This window comes from Martinezella tropici (assembly GCF_003287875.1).
GTDB lineage: Bacteria > Pseudomonadota > Alphaproteobacteria > Rhizobiales > Rhizobiaceae > Rhizobium > Rhizobium tropici_C.
The window spans coordinates 112525-132709 of the sequence record NZ_QMKK01000022.1; the positions used below are offsets into that span (position 1 = coordinate 112525).

Sequence of the window (20185 nt, forward strand, 5' to 3'; positions counted from 1 at the left end):
TCCCCTTACTTGTAGCAAACGGCCTTCACCGCATCGACCACTTCGGCGACGCTCGGGAGCGCCAGCTTTTCGAGGTTGGCGGCGTATGGCATGGGTACGTCCTTGCCGGCGATCGTCAGGATCGGCGCATCGAGATAGTCGAAGGCCTGCTGCATGACGCGGGTGGCGATTTCCGTGCCGACGGAGGACTGCGGATAGCCTTCCTCGACGGTGACCAGGCGGCCGGTCTTCTTGACCGATTCGATGATCGTCGGCAGATCCATCGGACGGATCGTGCGCAGGTCGATGAGTTCGACATCGATGCCCTGGGCTTCCAGCTCTGCAACGGCCTTGGTAGCATAGGTCATGCCGATGCCGAAGGAGACGACCGTGACGTCCTTGCCCGGACGGTGGATGCGGGCCTTGCCGATCGGCAGAACGAAATTATCCAGCTTCGGCACATCGAAGTGCTGACCGTAGAGGATTTCGTTCTCAAGGAAGATGACCGGGTTCGGATCGCGGATGGCAGCCTTGAGCAGGCCCTTGGCGTCGGCTGCCGTGTAGGGCATGACGACCTTGAGGCCCGGAATGTGGCTATACCAGGCCGCATAGTCCTGGCTATGCTGAGCGCCGACGCGCGCTGCCGCGCCGTTCGGGCCGCGGAAAACGATCGGAGCGCCCATCTGGCCACCGGACATATAGAGCGTCTTGGCGGCGGAGTTGATGATCTGATCGATCGCCTGCATGGCGAAGTTGAAGGTCATGAACTCGACGATCGGGCGAAGACCGGCCATCGCGGCACCGACGCCGATACCGGCAAAACCATGCTCGGTGATCGGGGTATCGATCACGCGGCGTGCGCCGAATTCCTGCAGCAGGCCCTGGGTTACCTTGTAGGCTCCCTGATATTCGGCCACTTCCTCACCCATGACGAAGACGTCCGGGTTGGCGCGCATTTCTTCGGCCATGGCGTCGCGCAGTGCTTCACGCACCGTCATCGATACCATCTCCGTACCGGCCGGAATTTCCGGATCGACAGGAGCGGCGGCCTTCGGCTGGGCCGGAACCGGTGCAGCGACCGGCGCCGGAGCGGCGGCAGGAGCTTCGGTCTTTGCCGGCTCGGCAGCGGGCGCAGCCTTGGCGGACGAAATGGCGTCTGCAGATTCGCCGTCCTGCAACAGGATGGCGATCTTGGTGTTGACCTTGACGCCTTCGGTGCCGGCGTCGATCAGCAGCTTGCCGATCGTGCCTTCGTCGACGGCTTCCACTTCCATGGTGGCCTTGTCGGTTTCGATCTCGGCAATGACGTCACCGGAAACGACCTTGTCGCCTTCCTTCTTGAGCCATTTCGAAAGGGTACCCTCTTCCATCGTCGGAGAAAGGGCGGGCATGAGAATGTCGATGGGCATAGTGTCCCTCCCCGATTTAGAGCAGAATGTCGGTGTAGAGCTCGGAGGCATCCGGCTCAGGATCGTTCTGGGCGAAATCGGCGCTGTCTGCGACGATGTCGCGGACATCCTTGTCGATATCCTTCAGATCGTCTTCGGTCGCCCAGCCCTTTTCGAGCAGGCGAACACGGACCTGCTCGATCGGGTCGTGCTCGGAGCGCATCTTCTGCACTTCGTCCTTGGAGCGGTACTTCGCCGGGTCGGACATGGAGTGACCACGGTAACGGTAGGTCAGCATTTCCAGGATGATCGGCCCCTTGCCGGAGCGGCAATGCGCAACGGCTTCGTCAGCTGCGGCCTTGACGGCGCGGACGTCCATGCCGTCGACCTGAATGCCGGGAATGCCGAAGGACGCACCGCGCTTGGAGAAATCGGCCTGCGCGGTAGCGCGAGCCGTCGAGGTGCCCATGGCGTAGCGGTTGTTTTCGATCACGAAGATCACGGGCAGCTTCCAGAGCTGCGCCATGTTGAAGCTTTCGTAGACCTGGCCCTGGTTGGCGGCGCCGTCACCGAAATAGGCGACGCTGACATTGTCATTGCCGCGGTACCAATTGGCAAAGCCGAGACCGGTGCCGAGCGAGACCTGGGCGCCGACGATGCCGTGGCCGCCGTAGAAATTCTTTTCCTTGGAGAACATGTGCATGGAGCCGCCCTTCCCTCGGGAATAGCCGCCCTGGCGTCCGGTGAGCTCGGCCATGACGCCACGTGCGCTCATGCCGGTCGCCAGCATATGGCCGTGGTCGCGATAGCCGGTGATGACCTGGTCGCCATCCTTCAGCGCCATCTGCATGCCGACGACGACAGCTTCCTGGCCGATGTAAAGGTGACAGAAGCCGCCGATGAAGCCCATGCCGTAAAGCTGGCCGGCCTTCTCTTCGAAGCGGCGGATCAAGAGCATCTCACGGTAAGCCTTGAGCTCCGCATCGCGATCGAAATCGGCGATCGGGCCGCCATTGGTTTCCTTGGCAGGCCTTGATGCTGTTTTGCGGCTGGAAACGGTCGCGTTTTTTCGCGGCGCCATTCAACCCTCCCTGTGTGAGTAGCCTCGTTTTGTGGTGAGGCGTAACATAGGCAAGATTGTTCGCCACAGCAATGCTATAATTGCATGGCTCATATTCTTCGCAAGTTATTGATATTAATTGAAAAAAGTCGATTAACCGAAATTCGGTTAATTACGGCTATTTGTTGAAGATAACGATCTCGTTCGCCTTGGAATAGGTCAGCTGATAGCGCGCATATTGGTCGAGCATGTCCTTATCCAGGGAGCCGTCGCTCAAGAGCGTGACCTCCTTCTCAAGGTGTTCGCGCTTGGCGACCAGTTCCGCCAATTCCTTGGCGCGGTCGACGCGGCGCTGCTCGAATACTTCAGTCGCCTTCAAGCCGTAGTCACCATGGATACAATGATAACCGAAATAGCTCACAAAGGCGATGGTGATGGCGGGAAGGATGAAACGCCCGAACTTTCTCTTCTTATGATACTTTGTCCACATACTCGCTCGAAACGCTCTGGCTTTAGGCGATCCCGCTCCAAAGCCAATGTGGGCTCGGACAAGATCACATTAAATCAAACACCTAGCGCTAATGTAACCGGCAGAGATTAACCGTCCGTTGACTCTAACTACGCGGTCCAACAAAAAACCGCGCCCGGGAGCGCGGTTCGATTTCAGCGAATAATCTCGTCGCAGACCCACGCGGACCGCGCGGATCAGGCATCAGCCGCGCAGGATGGAGCGGCCGGCATACTTTGCCTGAGGGCCAAGCGCTTCCTCGATGCGGATGAGCTGGTTGTACTTGGCAAGACGGTCGGAGCGCGACAGCGAGCCGGTCTTGATCTGACCGCAGTTGGTGGCAACGGCGAGATCGGCGATGGTGGAATCTTCCGTTTCGCCCGAGCGGTGCGACATCACGGCCGTGTAGTTGGCCTTATGCGCGGTTTCGACGGCGTCGAGAGTTTCGGTCAGCGAGCCGATCTGGTTGACCTTGACGAGGATCGAGTTGGCAACGCCCATGCGGATACCGTCGCGCAGGCGGGCGGAGTTGGTGACGAACAGGTCGTCGCCGACGAGCTGGGTCTTCTTGCCAATCAGGTCGGTCAGCGTCTTCCAGCCTTCCCAGTCGTCTTCAGCCATGCCGTCTTCGATCGAAACGATCGGGTACTTCGCTGCGAGTTCTGCGAGGTATTCGGCCATGGCGCCGGATTCCAGCGTGCGGCCTTCGCCTTCGAGAACGTACTTGCCGTCCTTGAAGAATTCGGTTGAGGCGCAATCGAGGCCGAGAGCGATTTCGTCGCCCGGCTTATAGCCGGCCTTTTCGATGGACTTCATGATGAAGTCGAGGGCTGCCGGGGCGCTGGAGAGGCCTGGCGCGAAACCACCTTCGTCGCCGACATTGGTGTTGTGGCCCTGCGATGCCAGTTCCTTCTTCAGAACATGGAAGACTTCCGAACCCATGCGGACGGCTTCGCGGATCGAGTCTGCGCCGATCGGCAGGATCATGAATTCCTGGAAGTCGATCGGGTTGTCGGCATGAGCGCCGCCGTTGATGATGTTCATCATCGGAACGGGCAGCAGGCGGGCATGAGCGCCGCCGACATAGCGGTAGAGCGGCAGGTTGGCGCTCTGGGCGGCAGCCTTGGCGACGGCGAGCGAGACTCCGAGGATGGCGTTGGCACCGAGGCGCGACTTGTTCGGCGTGCCGTCGAGTTCGATCATGATGTTGTCGAGCTGAATCTGGTTTTCGGCATCCATGCCGCCGATCGCGTCGAAGATTTCCGAATTGACGGCTTCGACTGCCTTCTCGACACCCTTGCCGTGGTAGCGCTTGCCGCCATCGCGAAGCTCGACGGCTTCATGCGCGCCGGTCGACGCGCCCGACGGAACCGCCGCGCGGCCCATACTGCCGTCTTCGAGGTAGACATCGACTTCGACAGTCGGATTGCCACGGCTGTCGAGAATCTCGCGGGCGATAATGTCGGTGATTGCGGTCATGATAGCTTCCTGCTCGCTGGTTTATAAATCGATTTAAATCGTCTTAATCGAAGGCGCGGAAATTACAATGGCGATCCGCGCCGCGATTTGGCACTCCTGCAGGCCGCGTAAAGCAAATTCATGTCAGCCTGTTGAATGCCCGATACTTCTTAAGCCTTGGCCACGGCGTCAAAGGCCAGCAGCTTCTCCAGAAGCCGCGGCATATCCTTCAGATAGACCATGTTCGGGCCGTCCGAGGGCGCATTGTCCGGGTCCTCATGCGTCTCGACAAAAATACCTGCGACGCCGACGGCGACTGCAGCGCGCGCCAGTGTCTCGACAAAGCGGCGGTCGCCCCCAGTCGAACCGCCCTGCCCGCCAGGCTGCTGTACGGAATGGGTCGCATCGAAGATGACGGGTGCGCCCATCGCTGCCATGATCGGCAGCGAGCGCATATCCGAGACCAGCGTGTTGTAACCAAAGGAAGCCCCGCGCTCGCAGAGAAGAATGTTCGGATTGCCGCTCTCATTGAGCTTGGCAAGCACATTCTTCATGTCCCAGGGCGCAAGGAACTGCCCCTTCTTGACGTTGACGACACGGCCGGTCTTGGCCGCGGCAACAAGAAGATCGGTCTGGCGCGACAGGAAGGCCGGGATCTGCAGGATATCGACCGTCTTGGAAACGATGGCGCACTGCTCTTCCGTGTGGATGTCGGTCAAAACCGGAAAGCCATATTCCTTCTTGAGGTCGGCAAAGACCTCCAGCGCCTTTTCCAGGCCGATGCCGCGCTTGCCCGACAGTGACGTACGGTTGGCCTTGTCGAAGGACGACTTGTAGACAAGGCCGATGCCGAGCTTGCCGCAGAGTTCCTTCAGGACGCCGGCAACCATGAAAGCGTGGTCTCGGCTTTCCATCTGGCAGGGGCCGGCAATCAGCGACAGCTTGGCGCTGTTGGAAAAGAGGACCTTGGAGGCACCCTCACCGACGGTGACTTCGGAATTCGTGGTCATGCTATCTCCTCGAAAGCGAACAATGCGCCCTGTCCGGGCGCCAGCCTTGCCAGTATACGATTGTTCTTACGCGTGTAGGTGACGCCGTTAGCAGCGAAATGCGACGATGTCACGGAAAGATCGCGCGTTTTGAAAAGGATTGCGCGTGCGCGCAGCCCGGGATCGCTGGTATGGACCGGCAAATCGTAGAATGCTTCCATTCCTTCCGGCGTCAAAACTTCGACATCGACATTGGCCGCCTTGATCGTCAGGCCAAAGGAATGCTCCGAGATTCGCGGACCGCCAACGACCTCTTCGAAAAAGCTGCGATACACCGCCGGTTTCAGCGCGGAAAGCGCCACCCGCGCAATGCCGGTCACCCCGTTTTTGTGGCGCTCGAGCACGCTGCGATCGGCCGGTAGCGGATTGATGCGCTGGCAGCAGAAGGCCAGGAAATCCGGCGCACGCAGATCCGCCGCAAATGCGAGGCGAAAACCGGCCGTGGTTTCCGTTCCATCCGGCATCTTCATCGGCCGGGAGAAATCCAGCATGGGTCCAGCCGAAATCCCGGCCGCCTTGAAACGCCCATCATCGCCGACAGCATCGTCCGTGCCGAATACCAGGGCCGAAAAACCATCCTCGGCAACGCGGAAGCGATAGGCCTGGTCGCGCGCAACAAAGACATTCCCGTCGGCAATACTCGTCTCGCATTGCTCCTGCGACGCCACGCCCAACGGTTCGAGATAGGTCTTGTCGGCAAGGAACACACAGGCATTTTCAGTGCCGAAGGGGTGGCGCGCATCCGGTGCGACCGTGAAGCCAAGCTTGCCCAGGCGCTCCCGCGCCAGAGCGATGTTGACGGTCGGCAGCACGAGATGATCCAGCGGATGCGGCGACAAAGTCATGGTCCTCCCTTGTTTGCCTGCAAAAGCAGACTTGCGCTCATACAATGCTCAATTCAAGCCGAAAGCCAAGCCCGTGAAAGCGCAGGAGAACGTGGGCCGGACGCAACTGCGGCAACCCGAGCGCACTGATTCTCAACTGCGGTCGGGGTTATGTGCCAGTCGCCGTCTTCATCCGCACACGAGCAGAGCAGGATTGAGATGAATCGTCCATAAGGCGAACAAATCGGCATTTCTCATATTTATCGATGAATTAGCGCGGATATAATTCGCAAGGAATTTCAAGCGATCCATTCGATGACGGTAATTATTTGACAGGCTCCGCGAAGCTTTACCGAAATTTAAGCACTTGCAGAACACATATGGAACATATAGTGTCCGTTCTGGATTTGTTTCACGACGATTTTCTTGATTTGGGGTTCCAAGACGATGTTGACGCGCAAGCAGCAGGAACTGCTTCTCTTCATTCACGAGCGAATGAAGGAATCCGGTGTCCCGCCATCTTTCGACGAAATGAAGGACGCACTGGATCTGGCATCCAAATCCGGCATTCACCGTCTGATCACCGCGCTCGAGGAACGCGGCTTCATTCGCCGCCTGCCCAATCGGGCGCGGGCACTCGAAGTCATCAAGCTGCCGGAGGCCTATAATTCAAGCCTGCAGCCACGACGCGGCTTTTCACCGAGCATTATCGAGGGCAGCCTCGGCAAACCCCAGCCGGTTGCGCCTCCAGCCCCGGCAAAGGTTGCCAACGAAGACCACAATAGTTCCGTATCGGTACCGGTCATGGGGCGCATCGCCGCCGGTGTTCCGATTTCCGCCATTCAGAACAACACGCACGACATTACCGTCCCCGCCGATATGCTCGGCTCCGGCGAGCATTATGCGCTGGAGGTCAGGGGCGATTCGATGATCGACGCCGGAATTTTCGATGGCGACACGGTCATCATCCGCAATTCGACGACAGCCAATCCCGGTGATATCGTCGTTGCGCTCGTCGACGACGAAGAGGCAACGCTGAAGCGATTCCGCCGCAAGGGCGCTTCCATCGCATTGGAAGCCGCCAATCCAGCCTATGAAACCCGTATCTTCGGGCCGGATCGCGTCAAGGTCCAGGGCAAGCTTGTAGGGCTTATTCGGCGCTATCATTAACAGACGAGTTATCACCAACAGTTGGACTATCATTGACGGGTGATATCTGCGCAGGTGGTGTACCGAATTTGCCGGTGCGCCAATCATAGGTTCGGTGCCTGGTCCATGGCCGCTGAGGGTTTTCGAAAGCGGCAGAGACAATGGGCTTATCGGCTGTGAGCGTCATTTCGATGGACCCGGTTTTGCGCAATGTCGCACCGGTTATGAGCATTGCGCCGGAACGGCAATGATCAAGTCGTAGCCGGATCGGCGTGACGACGATGTTTGCGGTATCGCAAGCCGGCGGCAGATAGGCGGCATTTTCGATGGTGACCAACATGGCGCCGTTGTCGAGCATCGCCACGCACCATGCGCCCTTCTGACAGGCGAAACTTCCCTGCATTGTCCGATCCAGAGCCTCCTCCATCGCCTTGCGGACTGCATTTTGCTCTTCCCTGCTTAACCGGCGGCGGCGATCGGTCGTCTTATTGATCTGCGGAAGCCGGTCATCAGCGGGGAGCATGGTGGGTGGCTGATGTTCGGTTGCGACCAGCGCCTTCTGCCATTGTTCGAAAATGAAGGCCTGCGGCCTTTCGCGATTTGTGCCAAGTATATTATCCTGGCGCAATGCAACCAAGACACCATCTTCGGAAATCATCAGATCCGGCTTCGGCACACCTGAGCCGAATGCCGCCACGCCGATGGATGAAAGCAGCAACAGCAAGCCTAAATGGCGAAGCCGGGTCCGCAGCACGGTCATGGTCAGAAAGCCGGCAATGAAGGTCGGCATCAGCCAGCCGGGTTGGCGGCCGAAGGTGATGTCGCCTCCCCAACCGGCCACTGTTTTGGCGATCAGGATGACTAGTTCCAGTCCCTCGCCGGTGACTTTCCAAAACGGCCCGTCCAGGCCGAGAGGCATCAGCAGCATTGCGGCCATGCCGAACGGCATGACAATGAAGGAGACGACCGGCATGGCCGCAAGGTGGGCGGCGAGACCGTATGTCGCAAGCCGGTGAAAATGCTCGATCGAAAAGATGGCCGTCGACGCACCGCCGATGAACGAGGTCGACAACACGCCACCGAAGAAGCGCGACACGAAGAGCAGCGGGCTTATCAGACGGATCCGCGAGAGGATGTTTTCGCGGTGCGGCCGTCGTTTCCACAGCGAATAGCCCGACACCAACGCCAGCGTCGCTGCATACGACATCTGGAAGCTTGGGCCGAGCACCTGCGACGGCGACAGAATGAGGATGACGATGGCGGATAGCGCGACATTGCGAAGGCTGAGCGACGGCCGATCGAAAAGTACGGCCACCAGCATGATCGCCATCATGATGAAAGCGCGTTCGGCGGATACGCCGAAGCCGGAAATCAGGTAATAGGCCGTTACCGTCAAAAGCGCGCCGAAGGCCGCGAACTTCTTGGTCGGCCAGGCCTGAGCAACTCCCGGAAACAAGCTGAACAGATAGCGCAGGCCGACATAGAAGATGCCGGCCGACAGCGCCATGTTCAGCCCTGAAATTGCGATGATGTGAGTGAGACCGGCAATTCGCAGCGACTCGGTCGTATCCTTGGAGATCGCACGTCTCTCATCGGTGACAAGTGCTGCCGCAAAGGCGCCCGTATCTCCCGGCAAGGTTTCCCGGATCCTGTCTCCGATGCCGTTGCGCAGGCCGGCGAGCCAGATATCGGCCTTATCCAGCGGCGAATCTGCAACGCCATCACCGGATGGAGACAATAAGGTCGGGTTGCCATAGGCGAAACCGTTCGCACCGATTCCATTGAAATAGGAACTGAAGGCGAAATCATTGAGGTCAGGCAGAGCAGGCCCGGACGGCGGTGTCAGACGCGCCTTGCCCTGGATGCGATCGCCGAGATCGAACGGCTTCGCCTGCTTGCGTATGAAGATCGTGACCCGTTCCGGCGAACGGCGAATCGTAGGCTTTTCCGTCGTCTCGACCCGGACGACATAGCGCCAGCCTCCATTGTCATAGGATTCGCGCCGCTCGACGCGGCCGGTGACGGTCGTCGTCACCGCCGAGTCGAGCATCACAGTGGAAACCCGCCAACTTTCCCATTGCGCCAGCGCCATGCCGAGGCAAATAAGCATGCCGGCGAAAAGCAGGTGGCGAGACAGCCTACCCGCTTCCCGCCGGAGCGCGAAGCTGGCGGCAAAGACACAGAGGCCCGCCAGCACGGCTTGCGGAGGCGGATCGCTACTAGCCTTGAACCAGAAGATGGCACCAAGGCCCATATAGATCGACGCGAAAAGGATGGCGCGGCCGTGTGTCGCCTCCTCTTCGACCAGTCGGGCAACGCTTCCTCCAATGCGGCCCGCGACCAGAAGGAGACGCGAAGCCAGCGGCGCCTGATCCTGCGTCCGCTCTCCTTGCCGCACCTTGGTGCGAAGCATGATCGTCGCAACGGCAGGGCGAAGCTGCGAAGGCGCAGCGACATCCCGGCCATCTTCCCGCTGCTCCGTTGCCTCCAAATTAGGCACTCGCCACCGCCCCAATACAAAACTACAGCTTTGGCGCGATTTTTGCCGTCACCATGCAGTGATTTCAACCGAAATCGGCATGAGAGAAACGAAATGGAGCCGGTTTCCCGGCGCAGCCTTGTCAATGACGCTACCGCAGTGCCCAAAAGTTGATACCGCATTGCACAATTCGGCAATGGGATAACTTGGCATTAGGCTCTGGATCATATAGCTAGTCGGTAGTCGCTTAACCTTTTGGCGCTTTTTATGGCGTCAATCCCGCCAAATCTTGGAGGATCAGCATGACGGAACAAAGCGCGAAACTAACTTGGGGTGAAAAGACGGTGGATTTGCCGGTGAAGACCGGAACCATCGGCCCAAGTGTCATTGATATTGGTGCCCTTTATAAGAACACCTCCACTTTCACTTACGATCCTGGCTTCACCTCGACCGCATCGTGCGAGTCCAGCATCACCTATATCGATGGCGACGAAGGCGTTCTGCTGCATCGCGGCTATCCAATCGATCAGCTGGCCGAACATGGCGATTTCCTCGAAGTCTGCTACCTGCTGCTTTACGGCGAGCTGCCGACGACGGCGCAGAAGAAGGACTTCGACTATCGCGTGACCCACCACACGATGGTGCATGAGCAGATGTCGCGCTTCTTCACCGGCTTCCGCCGCGACGCCCATCCGATGGCCGTCATGTGCGGCTGCGTCGGCGCGCTCTCGGCCTTCTATCACGACTCGACCGACATCACCGATCCGCACCAGCGTATGGTCGCAAGCCTGCGCATGATCGCCAAGATGCCGACGCTCGCCGCCATGGCCTACAAGTACCATATCGGCCAGCCCTTCGTTTATCCGAAGAACGATCTCGACTATGCGTCCAACTTCCTGCGCATGTGCTTTGCTGTTCCGTGCGAAGACTATGTCGTCAATCCGGTGCTCGCTCGCGCCATGGACCGCATCTTCATCCTGCATGCCGACCATGAGCAGAACGCATCGACCTCGACGGTTCGCCTGGCGGGCTCTTCCGGCGCCAACCCGTTCGCCTGCATTGCAGCAGGCATTGCCTGCCTCTGGGGTCCGGCCCACGGCGGCGCCAACGAAGCCGCGCTGAACATGCTGAATGAGATCGGCACCGTCGACCGCATCCCGGAATTCATCGCCCGCGCCAAGGACAAGAACGATCCGTTCCGCCTGATGGGCTTTGGTCATCGCGTCTACAAGAACTACGATCCGCGCGCCAAGATCATGCAGAAGACGGCGCATGAGGTTCTGGGCGAGCTCGGCATCAAGGACGACCCGTTGCTCGACATCGCAATCGAGCTCGAACGCATTGCTCTGACGGATGAATATTTCATCGAGAAGAAGCTCTATCCGAACGTCGACTTCTACTCCGGCATCACGCTGAAGGCTCTCGGCTTCCCCACGACCATGTTCACCGTTCTGTTCGCTCTCGCCCGCACCGTCGGCTGGATCGCTCAGTGGAACGAAATGATTGAGGATCCACATCAGCGCATCGGCCGTCCGCGGCAGCTCTACACCGGCGCACCGCTGCGCGAATATGTGCCTGTTTCCAAGCGCTAAGCTTCGGTATTGAAACAAAAAAACCGGTCAGAGATGACCGGTTTTTTTATGGGCTAGCATATCCAGAACGATCTGCGCCGCCTTATCGCCGGGGGGCTCCTGCGTCTGCATTCGCTCCCAGACGAGATCGTAACCCGCAAGCATCGCGGCGCGCTCCGGCGTGTCGTTCGCCAGGCGCTCCATATAGCGAACGAGCATTCCTGGCCGCAGAACATCGTTGATCAGCTCTGGCAGGACAGCGTAATCGGCGATCAGGTTCGGCAAGGCCGCCGTCCATATCTTGATGCGCGAGAGCACAAACTTCGCCAGCCATTCCGTTTTGTAGGTCGACACCACGGGAACACCGGCAAGTCCCAGTTCCAGAATCACGGTGCCGGAGGCTGCCATGGCGGCATCAGCCTTAGCAAAAGCGCTCCATTTGGCATCTTGGCCGACGACGATATCCGGCTTGACCTGCCAATTTCCGACAAGAGCGCGCACCAAAGCTTCCTGCCGCGGTACAGTCGGCAACAGAAAACGAACATTATCGTTTCGCCGGCTAAGTTCTTCAGTAGCCCGCTCAAAAACCGGAAGAAGCTGCCGGATCTCCGATGCACGCGATCCGGGCAGCAACAGGATCGTTTTTTGCGTATCGGCGCTGGCGAGACCGCGCAATGCACGCAGACGACGCGTCTCCAACAGATCGGCATCCACAGTCAGACGGTGGCCGACATAGGTCGTGGCCGGGCCGCCCAGGCGCTGCATCGCGGCGGGCTCGAACGGCAACACGGCCAGCACATGATCGACATAGGCGAGCATCTTCTGCGCTCGATATTCCTTCCACGCCCAGACGCTGGGGCAGACATAATCAACGATCGGAAGACCGGGCAGAGCTTTGCGCACCTTCTTTGCGACGCGATGGGTGAAATCGGGGCTATCGATGATCACAAGAACATCGGGCTTTGCGGCAATGATGGCTTCGGCCGTCTGCCGGATACGGGCAATCAGCTTCGGCAGACGCTTGATGACCTGAATGAACCCCATGATCGAGAGTTCGGAATAATCGAAGAGCGAGCGCAGGCCCTGCGCTTCCAACGCCTCGCCGCCGACGCCAATCAACTCGATCGGCCCGTCGTAACGCCGCTTCAGGGCCGCAACGAGATCTCCCCCCAGCAGATCGCCGGAGACCTCGCCGGCAACGACGGCAAGCTTCAAAGGTGCACCGCTCACATGAAGCCCTCCGCGCTCAGGCCTCGGTCGATGCCGCAGACAAAAATGCCGGCTTCGTCGGCGGCGGCAATCACAGCCTGCCGGTCGAGGATCAGCGCTCTGCCGGCTTCGATGGCAACTCCGGCAAGACCAGCCTTCTTGGCATTCGACACAGTGGATACGCCGATGGATGGCAGGTCGGCTCGGACATCCTGCTGCGGCTTGCAGAGCTTGACGAGTACGCCGCGTCGACGCGTCGAAATGCGTCCCGCTGCGCGCAGCTCGGCAACCCGCTCGATCATCTTGTCCGTGCCTTCGGCCCCCTCGAGCGCAACGACGCGACCGCCGACGCTGACCGAGCCCTGCCCGACATCGAGCAACCCCAGCGCATCGGCCGCCTTGGCACCTTGAGCGATGTCGCGCAGATCCTCGTCCGATGGAGAGAATTTTCCAAGAGGTCCAGTCGTCGCCAGTAGATCGGGTGCGATCTCGTGCGCACCGACGACACGAACGCCGCCCGCCTCGATCAGGCGAATGACCATCTGCAATACGGCGTTATCACCACCTGACAGAAGCGTGCGTATGGTCGAGGGCAATTCCTTGATGACGCGCCAAGTCGGATGCACCTGCCGCCAGGATGGCCGGCGCGCGACACCGCCGGACATGACGACGCGATCCACGCCGTGGCGGCGGAACATAGCCTCCAGGCCCGCAAAATTGCCGACACCGAGATTGGCGTGATCAAAGGCCGACCAGTCCCGGTCCGCCTCATCCGTCAAAGCGATGATAACGGGATTTTCACCGGCCTGGCGGGCGGCGTCGGCAACATAAACCGGCAGAAGGCCGCTGCCTGCGATAATCGCCAGCCTGCCTTTGCCGTTTTGGCCGGCCGAAACCACGTCAGCTCTTGCCGCGATTGGGCGACGACAGAGCGCGGTCGCTATCGGCAGCAATGAAATCAAGGATTTCAACCACTTCCTTGCAATCGGCATATTCATCGCGGATCGCAGCCGCGTTGTCACGGATCGAGCCTTCGTTCTCGAAGATGCTCTTGTAGGCGCGGCGAACGCGGTGGATGACGGCCCGGTCTATACCCGCTCGCGTCATGCCGACGACGTTCAGTCCAGACAGCACGCCCGGATTGCCGTTCAGCATGCCATAGGGGATGACATCGTAGCTTGCGGCGGTAAGGCCGCCGATAAAGGCCTGACGGCCGATACGGGTAAACTGATGCACGGCGCAGCCGCCGCCGAGAATGGCGCGGTCTTCGATCGTCACGTGGCCTGCCAGCATGACATTGTTTGACATGATGACGTTGTTGCCGACGCGGCAATCATGGGCGACATGCGAATTGGCAAGGAACAGGTTGTTGTTACCAACGACCGTCCTGCCGCCGTAATCGGCCGTACCGGTATTGATCGTCACACCCTCGCGGATCGTGCAGTTCTCGCCGACATCAAGCGTCGTTTCCTCGCCATGATGATGAACGCTCTGCGGATCACCACCGACAACGGCCATCGGAAAGATCTTCGTTCCCTTACCGATCGTCGTACGACCCGTCACAACGGCATTGTTGAGCAACTGAATATCGTCATGCAGAACAACCTTGGGACCGACATAGCAGAACGGGCCGACAACAACATTCTCGCCGACGACGGCGCCGTCTTCGACAACCGCCAGCTTATGAATGCGGGCGCTCTTTGCTATGCTGCTCATGCCTGTTCCTGATCCTTCCGTACGATCATCGCACCGATATCGGCTTCGGCGACCAAAGAGCCGTCGACCTTGGCGTCGCAATGGAACTTCCAGATGGTGCCACGCTGTTTCAGCTTCACGACATGGAATTCGACCCGGTCGCCCGGAACGACCGGCTTGCGGAAGCGGGCGTTGTCGATTGTCATGAAGTAGACGAGGTTGCCGCCAATGCCATCCTTGCGAGCGCAGATCGCGCCAGCGGTCTGGGCCATCCCTTCGATGAGCAGCACGCCCGGCATGATCGGCGATTCCGGAAAATGGCCGGTGAATTGCGGCTCATTGGCCGTTACGTTCTTGATGCCGATCGCGGAATTGTCGCTATCGATCTCAATGATCTTATCGACCATCAGGAAGGGATAGCGATGCGGCAACAGCTTCATAATTTCCAGAACGTCAGCCGACGACAACGACGCCTTGGCTTCCTCAGTCATGCTCCGCACTCCCGTCTTTCTTTTCCCTGGCTCCTGACCGCTTTGCGATCTCCGCCGATTCCCTTAGAAAATCCCATAGAGGCCGCGCTGGAAGGCCCGCATAGCGCTCTCCCGCCGGAATACTGTTCATCACGCCGCTCTTGGCGCCGATCTGCACGCCGTCGCCGATGTGGATGTGGCCATTGAGGCCCGCCTGGCCGCCGATCTGGACACCATCGCCGATCACCGTGCTGCCGGCGATACCCACCTGGCTGACGATAGCACAATGCCGGCCGATGCGGACGTTATGTCCGATCTGAACCTGATTGTCGATCTTGGTGCCTTCGCCGATCACAGTGTCGTCCATGGTGCCGCGATCGATTGTCGTATTGGCGCCGATCTCGACATTGTCCTGGATGATGACGCGGCCGATCTGAACGATCTTGACCATGCCACGAGGTCCCGGCGCATAACCGAACCCGTCTTGGCCGATGCGCGTACCATTATGAACGATGACGCCATTGCCGAGATAGGCGCAGAGCACGCTGGCGCCGCCGCCAATGCTACAATTGCGTCCGATTTTCACGCCTGGTCCGATAAGAGCGTTGGCGCCGATATAAGTGCCCTCGCCGATCTCAGCGCCGGCGCCGATGACAGCACCCGGCTCGACGCCGATATTGGCCTCCAGCTTTGCTGTCGGATCAACAACGGCGGCCGGTGAAATCGTTCCCGGGTTTACCGTGAATGTGACCGGCCGCATGGCTTCCGGATGCAGCAGGCCGCCGACGATCGCGAAATCCGTATGCGGTTTCTTCGACAGAAGCACCGGAATATGATCGGGAACGAAAGACCTCAGCGCCGGCAAGCAAATGATGGCGGAGGCCCTGCAGGTCTCCAACTCAGCGCGATTCTTTCGGGAAAGGATATAGCAAATATCACCCTCGCCTGCCCGATAGACGGGGGCGATAGATCTGATGGCGACCTCCGAAGAGGCCGCATCAGCAAGTTCCGCCCCAAGATGCTCAGCCAGTTGCCTTAGGCTGATGCCGCCATGGGGCGGGAAAAAACCAGTATGTTCCATAAGCACCAGCTCCAGAACGGTGTTCAAGCCCGAAGTTCTGGACTGCCGATATCAGAACTGGTTGGCGATGCCAAACCGGAAATTCTCAGTCTTGTCGTAATCTTCCTTCAAGACCGGCACGGCGTAGTCAACGCGGATGACACCGAACGGCGACGACCAGATCAGACCGGCACCGAGCGATGCGCGGATTGAGCTATCATTGTGAAGCGTATCGCCGAAGAGATTCGCCTTGTTGCCATAGAGCGTGCCCGCGTCGGCGAAGGCTGCAATGCGCAGACCGATATCCTGCGGCACACCCGGCATCGGCATGCTGGCTTCAGCCGAAGCCGTGAAGTAGGTCGTACCACCGAGCGGATCGCCATGCGACGAACGCGGGCCGATACCGGCATTCTCGAAGCCGCGGATTTCACGGCCGCCGAGCGTGAACTGATCGAAGACGTTCAGCTTGCCATCCGTGGGCATCACGTAACCGGCACCAACGGTAAGCGAGCCGATGATATCGGCTTCGTCGCTGATCATCTGGTAGTAACGAGCCTTACCGCTCAGCTTGTAGAAGTCGGAGTCGCCGCCGAGACCAGCATATTCATGCGTGAACTTGGCGATGATGCCCTCGCGCGGCAGGTTCTGATCATCAAGCGTGTTGTAGGTGAATGTCTGCGAAATAGTCGACTGCGTCCAAGGACCGTTCTCGACGAGGTTGAGATACGGAGCAGAGAGATTGTTCTGCCAATCACTCGTGCCATCGTAGGTCAGGCGCTTGTAGTTATAGCGCAGGGTCGTCGCGAAGTTCTCGGTGATCGGCGCGGTGACACGCAGCGAGAAGCCTTCTTCCGAGTAATCGTAGAAGTCGTCGCTCGACGTCTGGTTCTTGAAGATATCGAAACCAGCAGCAAGGCGGTAGCCGAGGAAATAGGGCTCGGTGAACGAGATGTTGTAGGTGCGGTTACCTTCCGTGCCGGCGCCGGCCGCAATACGGATGTACTGGCCACGCCCAAGGAAGTTCTTTTCTTCGACCGAAGCTTCAAGCAGCAGGCCACCGTTGTTGCCGACAGCGTAACCGGCACCGATGCCGAAGGAGCCGGTCGGCTGGTCTTCGACGTTGACGATCACGATGACGCGGTCGGCAGCACTGCCCTGCGCCGTCGAGATATCGACCTTGGTGAAATAGCCCAGCGCATCGAGGCGGCGCTTGGCGCGCGTGATCATTTCCTGATTGAAGGCATCGCCTTCGTTGAGATCGAACTCGCGGCGAATGACGTAATCGCGCGTACGGGTGTTACCGCGGATTTCGATCCGCTCGACATAGGCGCGCTCGCCCTGATCGACCAGATACTCGATACCGATGGTGTGACCGGACAGATCGCGATTGCCACGCGGCGTGATGCGGGCGAACGGATAGCCAGCGGAGGCTACGCGCTTGGAAATGTTCTCGATCGAGGTCTGGATATCCTTGGCGCTATAGACATCGCCCTTGTGGGTGATGATGAGACCCTTCAGCTCGTCGGCATTGATGCCCTCGACCGTCGAGACCACGTTGATGTCGCCATAGGTGTAGCGCGGACCTTCGTCCACGTTGAAGTTCAGCGTGTATTCGTTGTTCTGCTCGTTCAACGTCGCGTCGGCGCTGACGATGCGGAAATCGGCGTAGCCGTGATTGTAGTAGAACTGACGCAGCGCATCCTGGTCGGCCTGCTGGCGTTCAGGGCTGTAGACGTCCTTACGGGTCAGGAACGACAGGAAGTTGCTCTTCTTGGTGCTGATCACCGAAGCCAAGCGGCCACTGCCATAGGCCTGATTGCCCGAGAAATTGATCTTGTCGATCTTGGTGCGATCGCCTTCGTTGATGACGAATGCGACGTTGAGGCGGCCCGGAGAGACTTCCGCGGTCTGCGTCGTCACCTCGACATCGTTACGACCGATCGAAGCGTAGGCATCCTTGATGGTCTTGATATCAGCCTGAACGCTAGCCTCGTTATACGGGCCTGCCGAATGGGTCTGAATGATGCCCTGAAGCTTGTCGTCCTTGATCTTGCGGTTGCCGTTGAAGACCACGGCGTTGATGAGCTTGTTTTCCTTGACCGTTACGACCAGGGTGCCGCCCGAAACCGTAATGTGGACATCGGAAAAATATCCGGTGGCATAAAGCTGCTTCACCGAAGCGTCGATGTCGCCGGGGGAGAAGTTCTTTCCGGGCTTGATCGTGATATTGTCGCGAACTGCCGTCGCGCCGACACGTTCCGCACCGCGAACATCAACGCGCTGAATGACAGCTGCTTCCGCGACCGAGGCAGAGGCAAGGGTGACAACACCAGCGCCAGACGCAACAACACCAGCAGACAGCGCTACCGCCGACACTGCGTTCAAAAATTTTGAACCAGCCTTCATTTTCACTTCTTACCTTTTTTCAATCGTCCCCAGCCTCGAGCGAACCCGATTCCGGCCACGTGTGTCGTTTTACCCGCTTTTGACATACAAGCAAGGGAGCACGTTAATTTCTGTTTACTTCATTTCAAAGCGTGGCTCATTCGCCACTACAGCTTTGAAACATCGTAAATAAATCGTAATTTCCTCTCGTCGTAGCCCCACTAGCCTATTCTGGAACTGATGTCGTTCCAGGTCGCAAACACCATGAGTGAGAGCACCATCGCAAATCCGATCCGGAAAGCGATATCCTGCGCCCTTGCACCCAGGGGTTTTCCCCTTACGGCTTCAATCGCATAGAACATCAGATGCCCGCCATCAAGTACCGGCACGGGCATCAAATTTAATAACCCTATTGAAACAGAAAGTATGGCGGCAAATTGGAGCACCGCCGCAAAACCCAAGGTTGCCATTTGTCCCGAAAGTTGCGCAACCCTGATTGGGCCTCCCAGCTGATCGGCCTTCATATAACCGCCGATGACATTGCCGATATATTCGAAAGTACCGGAAACGATGCTGCCGGTCTGCTTCACACCTTCAGCAAGCGCCCGGAGGGGCCCATAGGCCTCATAGCGCAGCTTAATCGGCTTCTGGCCGTCGGTGATCCCGATGGTAGCGATCTCCGTCTGCGCACCGAAGGCATCGGTCTCCGCCGACTTCCTGGGCGTCACCGTCAAGTCGCGCATCTGGCCGCCGCGCTTGACCGTCAGTGCCATGGGCTTATCGGCGTGACCAGCCGCATAGCGCTGCACTTCGCCGATGGAGCCGATGTCCCGTCCATCCACAGAAAGAATGCGGTCACCAAGCTCCAGGCCGGCCATCTGAGCAGGACTGTCGGAACCGATCGAGGCAATGATCGGATCGATCGGTGCGATTCCGATGCTGCCGATATCCTTTTTGTTACCGGACGCATCGGTATCGACAAGCGTCTCGGGCATGATCGGGACATCGCGGACCGTGCCGCTGCGCTGTATGGTCAGCACGATGCTCTTGCCGGGACGGTCGGCCACGTAGCGGCCGATATCGTAATAGGTCGCGACGTTATTGCCGTCGACCGCGATCAGCCGGTCGCCTGCCTGCAAGCCAGCCTTGGCGGCCGGACCTCCCGGCTCAACCGCGGTCACCACCGGATCGACGAGCGCAATACCAATACGGCCCATTTCCATCTTGTTGCCGAACTGATCCGTATCTTCGACGAGCTTCGGCACGATCTGGAAATCGCGTTTCTGGCCGTCGCGCTCGACCGTCAGAACGATGGTGCGGCCTGGGCGAAGACCGACATAGCGTTGCACTTCATCGAATGTCGCCACCTTATTGCCGTCGATGGCAACAAGACGGTCGCCCGGCTCAATGCCGGCTTCGGCAGCAGCGCCGTCACGCGTCACCATGGCGACGACCGGATCGGCGACCGTGCGGCCATAGATGCTGAAAAGGACGGCGAAGATCACGATGGCAAGAAGGAAATTGGCAATCGGGCCGGCCGCAACCGTAGCGGCCCTCTTCCAGAGCCTGGCACCGGCAAAGGACTGCGCCCGCTCCTCCTCCGTCATGGCGGAAAGCTGATCCACATCAGTCTTGCTGGAGGCATCCTCGTCACCGAAGAAGCGCACATAGCCGCCGAGCGGGATGAGCGAAAGCTTCCAGCGCGTGCCGTGCCGATCGGTAAATCCGGCGATCTCCGGGCCGAAACCGATCGAGAAAGCCATGATACGGATGCCGGACCAGCGGCCGACCAGATAGTGACCCATCTCATGCACGAAAACGAGCAGCGACAGGACGAAGACAAACGTGATGACGTTGTTCGTCAAGAAACCGATGAAGCCAGCCGCGCTACCCATGCAACG

At 59.1% G+C, this 20185-nt stretch carries 16 protein-coding genes; 2 read left to right on the forward strand and 14 right to left on the reverse strand.

Going from position 1 to position 20185, the window contains the following annotated elements:
- Positions 1 to 5: 5 nt before the first annotated feature.
- The 6 genes from DQ393_RS05690 to DQ393_RS05715 form a co-directional block, all read right to left on the reverse strand.
- On the reverse strand, positions 6 to 1388 hold the full coding sequence (locus tag DQ393_RS05690; RefSeq protein ID WP_112340828.1) for a pyruvate dehydrogenase complex E1 component subunit beta: 1383 nt from the start codon (positions 1386 to 1388) through the stop codon (positions 6 to 8).
- A gap of 16 nt (positions 1389 to 1404) precedes the next feature.
- Positions 1405 to 2448 (reverse strand): pyruvate dehydrogenase (acetyl-transferring) E1 component subunit alpha, encoded by a 1044-nt coding sequence (gene pdhA / locus DQ393_RS05695; RefSeq protein ID WP_095434818.1) that lies wholly within the window; start codon positions 2446 to 2448, stop codon positions 1405 to 1407.
- Positions 2449 to 2605: 157 nt separating this feature from the next.
- Positions 2606 to 2917, reverse strand: coding sequence for an FtsB family cell division protein (locus tag DQ393_RS05700; RefSeq protein WP_112340829.1), 312 nt, complete (start codon positions 2915 to 2917; stop codon positions 2606 to 2608).
- A gap of 222 nt (positions 2918 to 3139) precedes the next feature.
- Entirely contained in the window at positions 3140 to 4414 is a 1275-nt protein-coding gene (gene eno / locus DQ393_RS05705; RefSeq protein ID WP_112340830.1) for a phosphopyruvate hydratase, read from the reverse strand.
- 149 nt (positions 4415 to 4563) lie between these two features.
- Positions 4564 to 5403 carry a 3-deoxy-8-phosphooctulonate synthase gene (gene kdsA / locus DQ393_RS05710; RefSeq protein WP_112340831.1) on the reverse strand — a complete coding sequence of 280 codons (840 nt, stop codon included), beginning with the start codon at positions 5401 to 5403 and terminating at the stop codon, positions 4564 to 4566.
- Positions 5400 to 6287 carry a VOC family protein gene (locus tag DQ393_RS05715; RefSeq protein ID WP_112340832.1) on the reverse strand — a complete coding sequence of 296 codons (888 nt, stop codon included), beginning with the start codon at positions 6285 to 6287 and terminating at the stop codon, positions 5400 to 5402. The genes kdsA and DQ393_RS05715 overlap by 4 nt, the downstream gene beginning before the upstream one ends.
- 426 nt (positions 6288 to 6713) lie before the next feature.
- On the opposite strand from DQ393_RS05715, the gene lexA reads away from it, so the two are divergent.
- Complete coding sequence (lexA, locus tag DQ393_RS05720; protein WP_112341060.1) at positions 6714 to 7436, forward strand: transcriptional repressor LexA; 723 nt, start codon at positions 6714 to 6716, stop codon at positions 7434 to 7436.
- On the opposite strand, the gene DQ393_RS05725 is transcribed toward lexA, so the two are convergent.
- Entirely contained in the window at positions 7417 to 9915 is a 2499-nt protein-coding gene (locus DQ393_RS05725; RefSeq protein ID WP_348627995.1) for a ComEC/Rec2 family competence protein, read from the reverse strand. The two genes, lexA and DQ393_RS05725, sit on opposite strands and share 20 nt — an antisense overlap.
- A 281-nt stretch (positions 9916 to 10196) precedes the next feature.
- On the opposite strand from DQ393_RS05725, the gene gltA reads away from it, so the two are divergent.
- Entirely contained in the window at positions 10197 to 11486 is a 1290-nt protein-coding gene (gene gltA / locus DQ393_RS05730; RefSeq protein WP_112340833.1) for a citrate synthase, read from the forward strand.
- Between the two features lie 27 nt (positions 11487 to 11513).
- Here gltA and lpxB read toward each other — a convergent pair whose 3' ends face one another.
- The 7 genes from lpxB to rseP form a co-directional block, all read right to left on the reverse strand.
- The gene (lpxB, locus tag DQ393_RS05735) at positions 11514 to 12695 is read right to left on the reverse strand and encodes a lipid-A-disaccharide synthase (RefSeq protein ID WP_112340834.1); all 1182 of its coding nucleotides are present in this window, start codon (positions 12693 to 12695) and stop codon (positions 11514 to 11516) included.
- Positions 12692 to 13573 carry an LpxI family protein gene (locus tag DQ393_RS05740; RefSeq protein ID WP_112340835.1) on the reverse strand — a complete coding sequence of 294 codons (882 nt, stop codon included), beginning with the start codon at positions 13571 to 13573 and terminating at the stop codon, positions 12692 to 12694. Before DQ393_RS05740 ends, lpxB begins: the two co-directional genes overlap by 4 nt.
- 1 nt (position 13574) lies before the next feature.
- Positions 13575 to 14390, reverse strand: coding sequence for an acyl-ACP--UDP-N-acetylglucosamine O-acyltransferase (lpxA, locus tag DQ393_RS05745; RefSeq protein ID WP_112340836.1), 816 nt, complete (start codon positions 14388 to 14390; stop codon positions 13575 to 13577).
- On the reverse strand, positions 14387 to 14860 hold the full coding sequence (fabZ, locus tag DQ393_RS05750) for a 3-hydroxyacyl-ACP dehydratase FabZ (RefSeq protein WP_112340837.1): 474 nt from the start codon (positions 14858 to 14860) through the stop codon (positions 14387 to 14389). The genes lpxA and fabZ overlap by 4 nt, the downstream gene beginning before the upstream one ends.
- Positions 14853 to 15920, reverse strand: coding sequence for a UDP-3-O-(3-hydroxymyristoyl)glucosamine N-acyltransferase (gene lpxD, locus DQ393_RS05755; RefSeq protein ID WP_112340838.1), 1068 nt, complete (start codon positions 15918 to 15920; stop codon positions 14853 to 14855). Before lpxD ends, fabZ begins: the two co-directional genes overlap by 8 nt.
- Positions 15921 to 15971: 51 nt before the next feature.
- Positions 15972 to 18305, reverse strand: coding sequence for an outer membrane protein assembly factor BamA (bamA, locus tag DQ393_RS05760; RefSeq protein ID WP_112340839.1), 2334 nt, complete (start codon positions 18303 to 18305; stop codon positions 15972 to 15974).
- A 200-nt stretch (positions 18306 to 18505) separates the two neighbouring features.
- Positions 18506 to 20179, reverse strand: coding sequence for an RIP metalloprotease RseP (gene rseP / locus DQ393_RS05765; RefSeq protein ID WP_112340840.1), 1674 nt, complete (start codon positions 20177 to 20179; stop codon positions 18506 to 18508).
- Positions 20180 to 20185 lie beyond the last annotated feature (6 nt).